The organism is Saccharopolyspora sp. NFXS83 (assembly GCF_026241095.1).
In the GTDB taxonomy this organism is placed as follows: Bacteria; Actinomycetota; Actinomycetes; order Mycobacteriales; family Pseudonocardiaceae; genus Saccharopolyspora_C.
In genome coordinates, this window is record NZ_JAPFGB010000015.1 from 127,932 (window position 1) to 142,364 (window position 14,433).

Below are 14,433 nucleotides of genomic sequence, written 5' to 3' on the forward strand. Positions count from 1 at the left end.
CGAAATCAAGCCGCGCCGCCGTCCGGGGCCGCCCGCGCGCATCCGCAAGGCGGCCCCGGAGCACTCGGCTAGGAGTCCTAGCGGATGAATTCGGCCAGGTCAGCGGACTGCTGGAGTCGGGACGGCTCGTGCACGTACATCATGTGGCCCGCGTCGTAGTAGCGGACGTCGATGTTCGCGCGCAGCTCCTCCGGAATCGGCAGCCGGGCCAGCACGTGCTCCGCGGCGTAATAGGGCGTCGCGCCGTCGGTGTAACCGGCGGCGACGTGCACCCGCAGATGCGGATTGGCGCGCATCGCGGCCCCCAGCTTGTCCACCACCGAGACCGAGGAACCTTCGAACTCCTTGTACGACCACGGCTGCACCCGATTGCTCAGCAATGCGTAGGGCAGGTCGTTGGCGTAGTCGAGTTCCTGGCGCAGATAGTGGTTGATCGCCGCCGAATAGGCGCCGATGATCCCGGACACGCTCGGATCGTCGGTGAGGCGTTCCCCCGCGGAGTCGGGTTCCCAGCCGAGGAAGCGCCCGTCCATGCGGCCCACGGTGCGCCGCTCGTCGCGCAGCAGCTCGGTGAAGAACCGCAGGTGCTCGATGCGCAGGTTCGCGCGGTCCACGTAGTCCTCGGACAGGCCGGTGAGCTCCGCGGTGCGCCGGATGATGTCGGCGCGCTCGAACGCGGGCAGCCGCGCGCCGCGGGACAGCGCCCACGCGTAGTCGCCGGAGGCGAACTTCTCCGCCTCGTCCAGCACTTCCCGCAGCGGCCGGTCGCCGTGCTTGCCGTGGTGGTGCGCGATGGCCGCGTACGTCGGCAGGTACAGCGCGTACGGCAGGTCGTTGCCGTCGGTGAACCGGATCGTGCCCATGTCCAGCACGGACGAGATCAGCAGCAGCCCGTTGAGGTACAGCCCGTGGCGGTCCTGGAGGTGCTCGGCGAGCGCGGCGGCGCGCAGCGTGCCGTACGACTCGCCCGCCAGGTACTTCGGCGACAACCAGCGCCCGTTGCGCGAGGTCCACAGCCGGATGACCTCGCCGACCGATTCGACGTCGCGCTGGTAGCCGTGGAAGTCGGCGGGTTCGCCGCCGTTGACCGCGCGGGAGTACCCGGTGGAGACGGGGTCGATGAACACCAGGTCGCTGTGCGCCAGCAGGGTTTCCGGGTTGTCGGCGAGCCCGTAGGGCGGGGCGGCGAGCGACCCGGTGTCCCCGGACACCACTCGCCGCGGCCCCAGCACCCCGAGGTGCAGCCACACGCTCGCCGATCCGGGGCCGCCGTTGAAGGCGAAGGTCACCGGGCGCGGCTCGGCGCTGTCCACGACGTAGGAGGTCAGGTGGACCTCGGCCTTCGCCTTGAGCCCGTCGAACTTGCCGTCGGTGATCGCCTCTTCGCGCAGCACGATGCGGCCGGTCGTGGCCGTGTAGGAGAGCTCGCCGCCGTCCACGGTGATCGTGTGGTGCGTGCTGACCAGGTCATCCGCCGGTTCTGCCGGGGTCGTCGTTTCCTGCCCGGCTTCGCCGGTGCTCGTTTCGGTGGCTGCCATGACCGAACTCTACGTGCCGGAACCCGCGCGACGGCGCGGATTCTGCGACGGTGGACGCGTGATCCCCGAGCTGATCGACGAGCCCGTCACCGACCCCGCCACCGCGGCGCGCGGTGCCCGCGACCTCGGTGACCTGGACGACGCGGTGGCGCATTGCGCGGCGTGTCCCCGGTTGGTCGAGTGGCGAGAGCGGGTCGCGCGGGAGAAGCGGGCGGCGTTCCGCGGCGAAACCTACTGGGGCAGGCCGGTTCCCGGTTTCGGCCCGCCGGACGCGGCCATCGCGATCGTCGGTCTCGCCCCCGCCGCGCACGGCGCGAACCGGACCGGCCGCATGTTCACCGGAGATCGTTCCGGCGACGTGCTCTACCAGGCTCTCTACGACGTCGGGCTCGCCTCGCAACCGCACGCGCGCCGGCTCGGCGACGGTTTGTCCTTGCGCGGCACCAGGATCACCGCACCGGTGCGGTGCGCCCCGCCGGAGAACAAGCCCACCCCCGCCGAGCGCGACACGTGCCGCCCGTGGCTGGCCCGCGAACTCCTGCTGCTGCGCGAGACCCTGCGGGTGGTGCTGGTGCTAGGGGGTTTCGGCTGGCAGGCCGTGCTGCCGGTGCTGGGTGCGGCGGCGTGGCAGGTGCCCGCGCCCCGTCCCCGGTTCGGGCACGCCGCCCAGGTCGCCCTCCCCGCCACCGACGGCGGCCGAGATCTCCACCTGCTCGGCTGCTACCACGTCAGCCAGCGCAACGTGCAGACCAAGCTGATGACACCGGCGATGCTGCGGGAGGTGCTGGAGCAGGCCAAGGAGCTGGCAGGGGTTTCATGAACCGTGCCGGTCCGCGGGGAACTCGCCGTCGATCTCGGTGCTCGTCGGTGGCCACGTCGCCCCGGTCGAGCCGTTCCTCGGGTGCTCGCATCGACCTCAGTCGGTTCCCGGCCCGCGAACCCCGGCTGCGGGCGATGATCGCTTGCGGGCTCGATACGCCGCGGCCTTGACGCGGTTGCCGCACTCGTCCATCCCGCACCAGGAGCGCCGTGCGCCGCGCGAGCGGTCGAGGTAGATGCGGGTGCAGTCGGTGCGACCGCATTCCTTGAGGCGGGCGTGGGGATCGGCGAGCACGGTGGCACCGCTCCTGGCCAGCTGCGAGAGCGTTGCGCGGAGGTCTCCTGACACGTGCAGCCCCGCGTCGCCGAGCTCGATCGTGGGCACCGGCCCGGCGGCCGCGTCATTGAGGATCTTGATGCCGCCAGGGTCGAAGGGGCGGTCGAGCACGCGGTCGAGAGCCAGCCGGTAGATCGCTTCTCGCAGCGACAACGCGGCTTCGAAGGTCGTGAGGTCGGCGGTCACCCGGTCGGGGAGCTCGGCGCACTCGGCGATCCAGCGTTCGAGGTCCGCGGGTGTGGCGAGGCCGTCGATGGGCTCGTGTCGACGAGACCCCACCGTGGCGGCCAAGTCGAGGGCCGGGTTGCCGCTGACGAAGGCGAAATCCACGTCACCACCTTGACTGGTGACGAGCTCCTGGGCAAGGTCGTCACCTGTTGAACAGGTGACGCTGGCCGAGAAGAGGACGCATGGCAGAGATTCGCGACGTCGAGGTCGTCGTCTTCGACGTCCTCGGAACACTGGTCGACGAAGCAGGTGGACTCCGAGCGGAAATTCGCGACGCGGTACCCGCCTCCGGCGGTGCGGCCATCGACGAGCTGTTCGCTCTGTGGCAGCAGCACGTCGACATCGAGCAGCGACGCATCGGGCGCGGTGACCGCGCGTACGTCAACTCCGACGTCATCGACGGCGAGGCCGCGATGCGGGTGGCGGATCGGGCCGGACTCGGCGATCCGGCCACCATCGCGAGGCTCGCCACGGCGGGGCGGCGCTTGCCGCCCTGGGACGACTCCGTTGCCGGGCTCCAGCAACTCGCGCGGCACCACCCCGTGCTCGGGCTCTCCAACGCCAGCGGTGCCGGTCTGCTGCGGCTGAACGCCCACGCGGGGCTGCGCTGGCACCGAGCTCTGTCAGCCGAAGCGGTCCTGGCGTACAAGCCGGCTCCGGAGGTCTACCAGCTGGCCGTGGACACCGCCGGATGTCCACCAGAACGCGTGCTCATGGTGGCCGCCCACGCCTGGGACCTCCGCGGAGCTCGAGCGATGGGCATGCGAACCGCTTACGTCCACCGGCCAGGCGGGGATCCGCCGACGAACTCCGATGTCGTCGACGGGCGTTTCAACGGCCTGGATGAACTGGCCACCGCACTGCGGGCGAGCTAGCCAGGACAGTGCTCCCCGGCCGGGGGACGTGCGGCCGAAGGTCGAGGTTCCCGATGTCGCGAAGGGCGCCGCGTCGAGCGAAGGCGCTCGCGGGGTCGCGTGGCATCAGCACACCCTCCCGGCGAGGTCCGGTCCGGTGACGCCGCGGCGCGGTGCTGGGCGGACCTCGGAGAAGATGCCGAAGACCGCTCGCGCGGTCGGCGAGCGTGGGATTCTCGCCCGCTGATCGAGGGCGCGCGGCTGCCGCCAGGCCGGCGCACGTCGCTCGAACATCCGGTTCAGCGTCAGGCCGAGCGAACGAGGGAAGCGCGCAGCGCCGAGACGAACGCCGGGTGCGGGGCGCTCAGCGCGACCTCGGCGCCGTCCTCGGAGGTGCGCGCGCCGGTGATCCGGGGCAGTGATCCGAGCACGAACGGCACCACCGAGACGAGGGCCGCGAGGAAACCGCCGAGCAGCGCGGCGCCGAGCGCCGGACTCTGCACCCCGGTGATCAGCCGCGCCGCCAGCGCTCCCGCGATCAGCGCCAGCCCGCCCCAGAACAGCACGTTCGCCAGCACCAGCCCCGTGGTCCGCCGTCGAACGCACGCCGCGCACAGCGGCCAGCCGCGCACCCGGGTGATCCGCACCTGCCGGGCGCGTTCGCCGAGCCTGCCCGCCACTCCGAGCGGGTTGGCGCACATGACCCGGCCGCCCTGCGGCTCCGCGCGCGATTGGAGTGAGAAGTCGACCGAACGGGCCGAATCCTGGCCGTGCCGAGCGCAGCACCCCGGCAGCGCGCCGGGCGTTTCCGCTATTTGCGCGGGCATCCTGACCTGGTCCGACGGTGCGTCCTTTCGCATGTCACCCCCAGCGCGATGAGACGGCCAATTCACCCTATCGATTGGGGTAAGAAGCAGCCGCCAAGCGGTTTCCTGCGAGGGGCGCGGCCCTCGTCGGCACTCCCGGGCACACATCTGGGGGAAGGAGTGCTGCGCTGATGAATTTCCCCGCCGGTCCGAAGAGCATCGGTGATTTCGCGGGCGGGTGCGCGGTGCGCTGGCGAGCGAGAGCCGTTCGAAGGTGGCCTTCGAGATCGAGCCGGTGGGGGAGGTGGTCGAGCTGACCGTGGTGCGCGGTGGCTTCGATCCGGGCGGCACGGTGCTGGAGATGATCGGGGAGGACTGGCCGCGGCTGCTCTCGGACCTCAAGACCTTGTTGGAGACCGGTGACGTCCTGCCGTCCGCCTGATCGAATGCGGCTCTGGTGCTGATCACTTGATGGGGTGATCTGCAGGTTCAGCGCTGGATCGGAAGTTGCCACCGCCGGTAGCATCGAGGTATGGATGCGGAGACGAACGGCGAAGGCGACTCGCCATCCCTTGCCCTGCAGGGGCGGAAGTTGCCCGAATTGGCGGATCGGCTGGCGGAATTGCTCGACCGGTACCGAGCGGCGGATCCACCGCCGGGCACCGCCGATGTCGTACTGCCCGCGGCGGCCGGTGAGATCCGGGCGTCGGGCCGGGCGCGCAAGGTGAGCGTGTCGATCCCGGAAGACCTCACCGCGGCGGTGCAGCGGCGGGTCGGGCCGGGTGGGTTCAGTCAGTACGTCACGGACGCGGTGGCGCGACAGCTGGAACTGGACTTGCTCGCGGAGCTCGCCGACCTGGCGGGGGGCGAGCACGGCCCGGTGCCGGCGGCGGCGTTGGCGGAGGCGAGGTGTGCATGGCCGGACCACGAATAGCGGCGGGCGGAACGCTGATCCTCGACGGCGCGGCCGTGGCAGAGCTCGCCGCCGGTGGTGCGCGAGTGCGCGGACATGTGGAGATCGCCCGAGAGCGCCGGGCGCGGGTGGTCATCAGTGCGGTGACGCTCGCCGAAGTGCTGCGCGGCGGGGCGGCCGGATCACCCCTCGACGAGGTGCTCGCCCGGATCGCGGTGGTGCCGGTGACTCCGGAGATCGCACGTCTCGCGGGCGCGGGCGCGGCTGGTGGAGCGGCGAGCGCGGAGCGCGCATCCACAGTGGACTCGATCGTCGCGGCGACCGCGCTGCGGCTCGCCCGTCCGGTGGTGCTGCTCACCGCCGTGCCCGACGTCATGCGCGGATTGCTCGCATCGCTCGGCGAAGCCCAGCCGCCAAAAGCTCCTCCGGTGGTCGAAGGCAGTGGTGCGGGTGGTGGTTCCGCGTCATGCGAGGAGATCGCGTCACGGACAGTGCCGGAGTCCGGCGAGCTCGCGGGCGCGGCGAAGTCCGCGGCGTTCGCTCCTCGAAGGGGCGCGAGCGAGCAAGGATCGGCGAGCGAGGAAGGGTCAGTGAGCGAGGAGGGGGCGGCGAACGAGGAAGTGGGAGCGCGGCAGGCAGCGCCCGTGGGTGCGGAATCGCGTGCGGGGGCGGGGTTTTCGGCATCCGGGCAAGGCGGTGCGGGAACTCGGCGAGCAGGTCGGCGGCGGGTGTCCGTCGCGCGGGTGTGAACGGTGCGTTCGCTGCCGAGTGAGCAGTACCGGTTCAGATCTTCTGACCACGAGCGTTGTGGTCGCATTCCGGCGTGATCGTCGGTCGGTACCGCGATCGCTGTGGCCGATCACGCATTGACTTGCCTGGTCAACGCGGTCGGGTGCCGAACAGTCGCCGAAGTCGCCGGAACACGGGAGATGCTGCGGCGAGTTGGCTTTCCGGCCGCAAAAGTCGGTAGGGTGGCGATCACTCCGGCCCTCTCGCTCGCCGCTCGATCCGTACCGAGCGCAGCCGTCCGCGCACAGCCCGTTGATCGTGATCAGTGCCACGCGCGACTGGCGTCACATTAGGGGGGGTCTGCGGAGTGTGTCCCACTCCAGTGGTGCGACCATGTCGGCATGGCTGGTAAATCCGAACCCACCCGGATTCTCATCCTCGGCGGCGGCTATGTAGGCATGTACACGGCACTTCAGCTTCAGTCGAAGCTGGGGCGTCGCGAAGCCTCCGTCACCGTGGTCGACCCTCAGCCGCACATGACCTACCAGCCCTTCCTACCGGAAGCGGCAGCGGGCTCGGTCGAGCCTCGCCACGTGGTAGCGCCACTGCGACGAGTCCTGAAGCGGTGCCATGTGATCACCGCCAGTGTCACTGAGATCAAGCACGCCGATCAGGTCGTGACGATCGAGAACCCGCAGACAGGCCCCGAAGAGCTTGCCTACGACGTCCTCGTCGTGGCGCTCGGTTCGGTGTCCCGACTTCTGCCCATCCCCGGCCTGGCGGAGCAAGGCATCAGCCTCAAGACCGTCGGCGAGGCCATCTACCTGCGCAACCACGTGCTGGCGAAGATGGACGCCGCGGCCAACACCTCCGACGAGGAGCTGCGCAAGCGGCTGCTCACCTTCACCTTCGTCGGCGGCGGATTCGCCGGCGCCGAGGCGTTGGCGGAGCTGGAGGACATGGCCCGCTACGCCACCCGCTACTACGAGTCCATCTCGCCGGAAGACATGCGGTGGGTCCTCGTCGAGGCCGCCGGGCGCGTGATGCCCGAGGTCAGCGAGAAGATGGGCGTCTACGTCGTCAAGGCCCTGGAAGAGCGCGGCATTCAGGTCTACCTGAACACCTTCCTGAAGTCCGTCGAGGGCGGGCACGCCATGCTCTCCGACGGGACCGAGTTCGACACCGACACCTTGGTGTGGAACGCGGGCGTCAAGGCGAACCCGGTGCTCAAGAACTCCGACCTGCCGCTCGACGAGCGCGGCCGGATCAAGTCCACCTCGCACCTCCAGGTCGAAGGCCTGCCGGGCGTGTGGGCCGCCGGTGACTGCTCCGCGGTCCCGGACCTGTCGAAGGTCGACGACGACCCGAACGCGACCTGCGCCCCGTCCGCGCAGCACGCGGTGCGCCAGGCCAACCAGCTCGGCAAGAACCTGCTGGCGAGCCTGCGCAACAAGCCCACCAAGGAGTACCGCCACGCCTACGCCGGTTCGGTGGCGGGCCTGGGGCTCTACAAGGGCGTCGCCGACGTCTACGGCTTCAAGGCCAAGGGCTTCGTCGCGTGGTTCATGCACCGCACGTACCACGTGAGCCGGATGCCCACGTTCAACCGCAAGATGCGGATCGTCATCGACTGGACGCTGGCGTTCCTGTTCAAGCGGGAAGCCGTGTCGATGGGTCAGATCCAGAACCCGAAGGCCGACTTCGAGCGGGCCGCGGCGAGCTGATCCGCACTCCGAGTGATCACCGCGTGCTCTCTGAGCACGCGGTGATTCGCGTCCGAGTTGGGTACTGCTCCGTGCGGGCGATCAGATGACCCGCTACCCTTGACAATGAGTAGCGAGTAATCGAAGACTGACGGGGCGTCTTCACCTGAAAGGATGCCTCACGTGGGGAAGGGGTGAATCCTTTGACTCTCCAGGAGTTAGCGGCTCTGCTGCGCAGCGGCGAAGTGCAGGACGGCCCGCTCGCCGATTTCGCGACCGAGTACCAGGCCGCGTCCGAGGTGTTCCGCAAGAAGGACGATTGACGCCGACCCGCATCACCGGCCACCGATGATCGCGGCATCGCAGGAGGACTGGGGCTATGACCGAGGGGGCGGACGACTTCGCGCACCCGTTCGGCCCCACCCCCGGCCCGTCCACCGCTGATTTCCGGCCGGGCCCGCTGCTGCTGCAGGGGCAGGACTACTTCTTCCGCTCCGACGACACCAGCCTCGACTTCCAGGAACGCGTGCACAGCGCGGATCTGGTCAACGACGGCGACGGTGATCCGATCCCGTGCGTGCTGGTGCTGGCGCGGGCCGCGGACATGGAGATGAACGAGCTGTCGCTCGCCTTGGCCGAGCGGGGCATCCGGATGGTCCGCATCGACGCCGACCGGTGCCTGGACATCGCGCTCACCGTCTACACCGACACGCCGCTGATCGAGTTCGAACGCTGGCTGCTGCGGCCCGTCGTGGTGTGGCGGCGGCACTTCGACATCACCGCGCTGCCGGTCGACCCGACGACGGTGCACGGCGCCTACGTCCGCGAGCAGTGGCGCGCCGTCTCGAACTGGCTGTCCTGCCGGGCCGACTGGGAGCAGATCAACCCGGTGCGCTCCAGCTCGCACCTGGACCGGCTCACGCAGCTCCGCGACGCCACCGCGTTCGGTTTCCGGGTGCCGCGGACCGCGGTGACGACCTTGCCCGGTCGCAGCCGGCCGGGAGGTGGCCGGTGCATCGTCAAGACCGCCGGACACCACATGCTGGAGCCAGAACCCGGCGCGCTGCGCGGTCTTTTCCCGCGCCCGCTGGACATCCGCCACTCCGCGGAGGCCAGGGAACCCGCGCCGGTGCTGGTGCAGCAGTTCGTGGACTCCGAGCACGAGATCCGCGCGTTCGTGGTGGGCGACGAGGTCATCGGCTACCGGGTGGACAAGCTCGACCCGGCGCAGCTGTGGGTCGATCCGGATTCGGTCGTCGTGGAACGGATCGAACTGCCCTCGGGCCTGGTGACGCGGCTGCTGGCGCTGTGCCGGTTCTGGCGGCTGGACGTGGCCGCGTTCGACCTGCTGGCGGCCGGCTCGGAGCACGTGTTCTTGGAGGTCAACGTCAACTGCGATTGGCGCTGGTTCGAGCACCGGGCCCAGGACGACGCGGTCTCCACCGCGGTGCACTCCTGGGTCGGGGAGCGGTTCGAGCACCTCGCCGCGTCCGCTCCGGCGCCGAGGTGGGACCGATGATCCGCGAGCGCGCCGACGTTCGATCACCGCGCGGCCAGGGGCACGACTTGCTCTGCTCGGCGGTTTTCGATCACGGGGAACCAGGTGCAGAGTCGGTGCGTCCGATCCGGCGGCGATCACTATCCGGCCCGGTGGAGCCGGGCCGGTGTCCACGGCGAGCGCCTTCGGGCGTGCGCTGAGGACCCAGCCCCCGTAGCCCAATTGGCAGAGGCAGACGACTTAAACTCGTCAGAGTGTCGGTTCGATCCCGACCGGGGGCACCACGACCCGCGCGTTGCCGCGCGGAAACCCGCGTCGCGCGGCGTGATCCGGAGAGGACCCGTCCTGGACCGCCGGTCGCGCGCTGGGACGGTCCCGCGCTCGATGCACCCGTTGCGCACCCTGGTCGTCGCTCACGAGGTGAGCGATCCACGGCCGGCGATCCGCTGCTCCAAGTGACCCAGCCGCTGCGCCCGTTCGGTCGTCGACGTCCTGCGGTGCGGTTTCGCCGTTCGGGTCAGGTCAGGTTTCCGGCAAACCGGATACCCCGACCACCGTGGGTGGTCGGGGTATCTCCGCGTACTCTCGTGATCGTTGGTGGCGGTCGGTTCGGTGCGGGTCGTGACGGGTCGGACTTCGCCTGCTACCGGCGAGGCCATGTGGTGTGGTGTGCCGCTGACGAAACCCCCAGGCACCTCAGCGGCACACCTCCCGCCACTTGACTGCTGTCCGGATCCCTCGGACGATTCGCGCGCTCGACCGTCCGTGGCCCGTTCGGCGCAGCATGTGAAAGAGCATGGCAGGCAACGGAGCGGACGTGGACCACCTCGCGTCCGGAGCTCGGTGAAGTACCTGCTCAACGGCGGGTACCGGATTTTCCGGTCCGGATCCGGACCGGAGGAGGACGGGGATGACGGACCGGAAAGCGGGAACTTCGGCGGCGGGCTCCGGCACTCGTGCGCTGTTCGCGGAACGGTTCGCCCTGCTCTACGTGACGGCCGGAGACCCACCGCTGAAGCGGGTCGCCGACGCCGTGGAACGGGTCCGGCGGCTCGACGAGCGGGGCAGGCCGATCCGGTCGACGGCCCAGCGGATCAGCGACTGGCGCCGGGGACGCAACGTGCCCGCCAGGTTCGCGGCGCTGTCGGTGGTGCTGGAGATCCTCATCGGCGAGGCGCGGAAGAACCAGCCGCAGCCCCCGGTCGACGGACTGTACGACTTATCGGTGTGGCGGGCCCGGTGGGAGCAAGCGCTGACCAGCCCGCTGGCCGCGCCGGAGGCGCCACCGGCGACCGAGTCCGGTGAGACGAACGGGACTCCGCCGGACAGCGGCCCGCCCACCGCCGAAGGGCTCTGCCCGTACCGCGGGCTGGCCGCGTTCCACGAGGGCGACTCCGGTTGGTTCTTCGGCAGGGAGCGCGCCACCACCACGCTGGTGGAACGGCTCGCCACCGCGGCCGACGAGGGCGGCATCACGATGCTCGTCGGCGCTTCGGGAGCGGGGAAGTCCTCGCTGTTGGGGGCGGGCCTGCTCCCGGCGCTGACCGGTGGGGCGCTGGCAGACCAGGGTTCCTCGTCGTGGCCGGTGCGGACGATGACGCCGGGCGAGGATCCGCTGCGGTCGCTGACCGAGCTGATCCCCGAGCTCAACGAGGTCCTCGCCGCGGCGGAGCGCGACGACGCGGCATCGGACGTCGACGACTCCGACGAGGAATTCCGGTTCGCGGAGTCGGTGCGCGACGCCGTCGCCGGGCACGTGCGGGACGCGGTCGGTGACGAGGCCCGGCTGGTCCTGGTGGTGGACCAGTTCGAGGAGACGTTCACGGTCTGCCGGGACGAGCACCGGCGAGCCCTGTTCGTGCGGGTCCTGCAGGCCTGCTGCACCACGGGATTCGCGGGCGGCACCTCACCGGGGCTGGTGGTGCTGGGGTTGCGCGCGGACTTCTACGCGCGGTGCCTGGACTTCCCCGAGTTGGCTGAGGCGCTGCAGCACCGGCAGATGGTGCTCGGCGCGATGACCGTCGCCGAACTGCGCAAAGCCATCACGGGCCCGGCGAAGGCCACCGGGCTGCAGATCGAACCGGGCCTGGTGGACGTGCTGCTGCGCGACCTCGGGGTGAGCGTGGGCCGCGCCTACGGCAAGCCCTCGCAGCGGGCGTACGACGCGGGGGCGCTGCCGCTGCTCTCGCACGCGCTGATGGTGACCTGGCAGCGCAGGCAGGCAGGCAAGCTCACCATCGCCGGGTACCGCGCGGCAGGCGGCATCCAAGGCGCGGTGGCCGCCACCGCGGAACGGGCGTGGTCGGAGCTCGCCGAGGATGGGCAGGCCGCGGCGCGGCAGGTGCTGCTGCGCCTGGTGCACGTTGGCGAGGACACCCAGGACACGCGCAGGCGCGCGACGTACGCGGAGATCGTCGAGCACGCCGAGCACCGCGAAGCGGCCCGGCAGGCGCTGAACGTGCTGACGGCGGCGCGGTTGGTGACGCTGGACTCCGAGTCCGCTGAGATCAGCCACGAGGCGCTGCTGTACGCGTGGCCCCGGTTGCGCGGCTGGATCGACCAGGACCGCGCGGGGAACCTCGCCCGGCAGCGGCTGGAACGCGATGCCGAGGCGTGGCGCCAGGAGGACCGGGACGTATCGCTGCTCTACCGCGGGGCGCGGTTGGAAACCGCCCGGCACTGGGCGGCGCAGGTGGGTTCGGCGGAGCTCTCGGCGATCAGCCACGAGTTCCTCGCCGCCTCGCTGCGGCACCTGCGCCGGGCGGGCTGGTTCCGGCGGGCCACGGCGGCGGCGGTGTGCGTGTTCGCCGCGGTGGCGGCGGTGGCGGCGGTGCTGGCGGTCCGGGAGCGCGACGACGCCGAGTTCCGCCAGGTGCTCGCGCAGGCCGACCGGTTGCAGTCGGTCGACCCCTCCGCGGCGGCGAAGCTGGACCTGGTGGCCAAGCGGCTCCGCCCGGACGACCCGGCGGTGGACACCCGCGTGCTGTCCACCCAGAACTCCGCGCTGGGCACCCCGCTGCACGGGCACCAGAGCTCGATCTACCTGACCACGTTCAGCCCGGACGGCCGGACGCTCGTGACCGCCGGCTACGACCGGACGGTGCGGTTGTGGGACGTCAGCGACCGGAACCGGCCGAAGGCGCTGGGCGAGCCGTTGCGGGACTTCGGCAGCTGGGTGACCTCGGCCGTGTTCAGCCCGGACGGGCGCACGCTGGCGGCGGCGGGCGACGACCGCCAGGTCCGGCTCTACGACGTGGCCGACCCCGCCCACCCGAAGCCGCTCGGCGCGCCGCTGAGCGGCGACGACGGCACGATCTACCTGATCGAGTTCAGCCCGGACGGGCGCACCTTGGCCACGGCGAACGAGAACAAGACCGCGCGGTTGTGGAACGTCGCCGACCCGGCGCACCCCGCACCGCTGGGCGGCCCGCTGGCCGGGCACACCGCGCAGGTGCGGACCTTGGCCTTCAGCCCGGATGGGCGGACGCTGGCGACCAGCGGTGATGACCGGACCATCCGGCTGTGGAACGTGGCCGACCCGGCCCGGCCGGTGCCGATCGGGACACCGCTGGAGGGGCACACCGAAGGCATGCACTCGGTGGCGTTCAGCCCGGACGGCCGGACGCTGGCCTCCGGCAGCGTCGACAAGACGATCCGCCTGTGGGACGTGCACGACCCGGGCAACGCGCGCCAGCTCGGGCCCGCCCTCATCGGGCACGACGCGCCGGTGTGGTCGGTGAAGTTCAGCCCGGACGGGCGGACTCTGGCCTCCGGCAGCGCGGACAGCTCGGCGCTGCTGTGGAACGTGACCGACCCGTCGTACGCGACGCAGATCGGGCAGAGCCTCAGCGCGGGCAGCAGCACGGTGTTCGCCGTCGGCTTCAGCCCGGACGGGCGCACGCTGGCGACCGGCGGGGACGACGGGGCCGTGCGGTTGTGGTCGGTGCCGGAGCAGGTCCTCGCCGGGCACAGCGCGAGCGTGAACGACGCGGTGTTCCGCCCGGACGGCAAGGTCCTCGTCACCGCCAGCGAAGACCGGACGGTGCAGGTGTGGGACACGTCGAACCCGCGGCTGCCGCGCCCGCTGGGCGATCCGCTGACGGTCTATCCGGGCCCGGTCGGTTCGGTGTACGCGGCGGTGTTCCGCCCGGACGGCCAGGTGCTGGCCACCGGTGGCGGCGCCGGAACGGTGCGGTTGTGGGACATGCGCGATCCGGCGGCGCCGAAACCGCTCGGCGCTCCGCTGCAGGTCGGCACCCGGTACATGGGGGAGGTGGCGTTCAGCCCGGACGGGCGGACGCTGGTCACCGGGAACGACGACCTCAGCGCCCAGCTGTGGAACGTCGCGGACCCGGCGCATCCGGTGCGGGTCGGCGCACCGCTGCTCGGCCATCGCGGCTACATCAACAACGTCCGGTTCAGCCCGGACGGGCGGCTGCTGGCGACGGCCAGCAGCGACGGCACCGTCCGGTTGTGGAACGTCGCCGACCGGGAGCACCCCACGCTCGTGGGGCGGCCGTGGGACATGGAGAACTCGGCGACGTACTCCGCGGCGTTCAGCCCGGACGGGCGGGTCCTCGCCACCGCCGGCGGGGACAAGGCGGTGCGGTTGTGGGACATCGAGGACCCGGCGAACCCGGAGGAACTCGGGTCGCCGCTGCTCGGGCACTCCCAGAACGTCAAGTCGGCCGAGTTCAGCCCGGACGGCAAGACGCTGGCGACCGGCAGCGAGGACCGCACCGTCCGGTTGTGGAACGTCGAGGACCCGGAGCACGCCGAGCCGATCGGCATCTCGCTCAGCGCGCACCGCGCGGCGGTGCATTCGGTGGCGTTCAGCCCGAACGGCGGGGTCGTGGCGTCCGCCAGCGGCGACAACACCGCCTACCTGTGGGACCTGGACGTCGACCGGGCGGTGGAGCGGATCTGCTCCACCACGCGAGGCGTGCTGCCGCGGGGCCAGTGGGAGCAGACGATCCCGCAGGTCCCGTACGCACCGCCGTGCGAGTGA

Annotated in this window: 11 protein-coding genes and 1 tRNA gene; 9 read left to right on the forward strand and 3 right to left on the reverse strand. The window is 71.0% G+C overall.

The genetic code is table 11. The features are described 5' to 3' along the window. Positions 1-77 precede the first annotated feature (77 nt). Positions 78-1,538: a S10 family peptidase gene (locus OOZ19_RS17910; RefSeq protein ID WP_266091253.1), complete on the reverse strand. Its 1,461-nt coding sequence runs from the start codon at positions 1,536-1,538 to the stop codon at positions 78-80. Between OOZ19_RS17910 and OOZ19_RS17915 the strand changes: the two genes are divergently transcribed. Further along, positions 1,537-2,358, forward strand: a complete 822-nt coding sequence (locus OOZ19_RS17915; RefSeq protein WP_266091254.1) for a uracil-DNA glycosylase — start codon at positions 1,537-1,539, stop codon at positions 2,356-2,358. The two genes, OOZ19_RS17910 and OOZ19_RS17915, sit on opposite strands and share 2 nt — an antisense overlap. 96 nt (positions 2,359-2,454) lie before the next feature. Here OOZ19_RS17915 and OOZ19_RS17920 read toward each other — a convergent pair whose 3' ends face one another. After that, entirely contained in the window at positions 2,455-3,024 is a 570-nt protein-coding gene (locus tag OOZ19_RS17920) for a CGNR zinc finger domain-containing protein (RefSeq protein ID WP_266091255.1), read from the reverse strand. Between the two features lie 80 nt (positions 3,025-3,104). Between OOZ19_RS17920 and OOZ19_RS17925 the strand changes: the two genes are divergently transcribed. Further along, positions 3,105-3,797: a haloacid dehalogenase type II gene (locus tag OOZ19_RS17925; protein ID WP_266091256.1), complete on the forward strand. Its 693-nt coding sequence runs from the start codon at positions 3,105-3,107 to the stop codon at positions 3,795-3,797. A 284-nt stretch (positions 3,798-4,081) separates the two neighbouring features. On the opposite strand, the gene OOZ19_RS17930 is transcribed toward OOZ19_RS17925, so the two are convergent. Then, a complete protein-coding gene (locus tag OOZ19_RS17930; protein WP_266091257.1) occupies positions 4,082-4,636 on the reverse strand; it encodes a hypothetical protein in 555 nt (184 codons plus the stop codon). A gap of 220 nt (positions 4,637-4,856) precedes the next feature. On the opposite strand from OOZ19_RS17930, the gene OOZ19_RS17935 reads away from it, so the two are divergent. From OOZ19_RS17935 to OOZ19_RS17965, 7 genes are all read left to right on the forward strand, one after another. Then, positions 4,857-5,024, forward strand: a complete 168-nt coding sequence (locus OOZ19_RS17935; protein ID WP_323055148.1) for an SRPBCC family protein — start codon at positions 4,857-4,859, stop codon at positions 5,022-5,024. Between the two features lie 90 nt (positions 5,025-5,114). After that, positions 5,115-5,516 (forward strand): hypothetical protein, encoded by a 402-nt coding sequence (locus OOZ19_RS17940; protein ID WP_266091258.1) that lies wholly within the window; start codon positions 5,115-5,117, stop codon positions 5,514-5,516. After that, a complete protein-coding gene (locus tag OOZ19_RS17945) occupies positions 5,498-6,244 on the forward strand; it encodes a type II toxin-antitoxin system VapC family toxin (RefSeq protein ID WP_266091259.1) in 747 nt (248 codons plus the stop codon). The genes OOZ19_RS17940 and OOZ19_RS17945 overlap by 19 nt, the downstream gene beginning before the upstream one ends. Positions 6,245-6,625: 381 nt before the next feature. Further along, positions 6,626-7,948, forward strand: coding sequence for an NAD(P)/FAD-dependent oxidoreductase (locus OOZ19_RS17950; protein ID WP_266091260.1), 1,323 nt, complete (start codon positions 6,626-6,628; stop codon positions 7,946-7,948). A gap of 358 nt (positions 7,949-8,306) precedes the next feature. Beyond that, positions 8,307-9,446 (forward strand): ATP-grasp domain-containing protein, encoded by a 1,140-nt coding sequence (locus OOZ19_RS17955; RefSeq protein WP_266091261.1) that lies wholly within the window; start codon positions 8,307-8,309, stop codon positions 9,444-9,446. A gap of 186 nt (positions 9,447-9,632) precedes the next feature. After that, positions 9,633-9,709: transfer RNA gene (locus OOZ19_RS17960), tRNA-Leu, on the forward strand. Positions 9,710-10,335: 626 nt separating this feature from the next. Next, on the forward strand, positions 10,336-14,433 hold the full coding sequence (locus tag OOZ19_RS17965) for an nSTAND1 domain-containing NTPase (RefSeq protein ID WP_266091262.1): 4,098 nt from the start codon (positions 10,336-10,338) through the stop codon (positions 14,431-14,433).

What these genes read in the sequence shown, in the direction of transcription:
- OOZ19_RS17955 (WP_266091261.1), top strand. Translation starts at nt 8,307, where the DNA reads ATGACCGAGGGGGCGGACGACTTCGCGCACCCGTTCGGCCCCACCCCC.
- OOZ19_RS17925 (WP_266091256.1), top strand. Translation starts at nt 3,105, where the DNA reads ATGGCAGAGATTCGCGACGTCGAGGTCGTCGTCTTCGACGTCCTCGGA.
- OOZ19_RS17940 (WP_266091258.1), top strand. Translation starts at nt 5,115, where the DNA reads ATGGATGCGGAGACGAACGGCGAAGGCGACTCGCCATCCCTTGCCCTG.
- OOZ19_RS17915 (WP_266091254.1), top strand. Translation starts at nt 1,537, where the DNA reads ATGACCGAACTCTACGTGCCGGAACCCGCGCGACGGCGCGGATTCTGC.
- OOZ19_RS17930 (WP_266091257.1), bottom strand. Translation starts at nt 4,636, where the DNA reads ATGCGAAAGGACGCACCGTCGGACCAGGTCAGGATGCCCGCGCAAATA.
- OOZ19_RS17950 (WP_266091260.1), top strand. Translation starts at nt 6,626, where the DNA reads ATGGCTGGTAAATCCGAACCCACCCGGATTCTCATCCTCGGCGGCGGC.
- OOZ19_RS17945 (WP_266091259.1), top strand. Translation starts at nt 5,498, where the DNA reads ATGGCCGGACCACGAATAGCGGCGGGCGGAACGCTGATCCTCGACGGC.
- OOZ19_RS17910 (WP_266091253.1), bottom strand. Translation starts at nt 1,538, where the DNA reads ATGGCAGCCACCGAAACGAGCACCGGCGAAGCCGGGCAGGAAACGACG.
- OOZ19_RS17965 (WP_266091262.1), top strand. Translation starts at nt 10,336, where the DNA reads ATGACGGACCGGAAAGCGGGAACTTCGGCGGCGGGCTCCGGCACTCGT.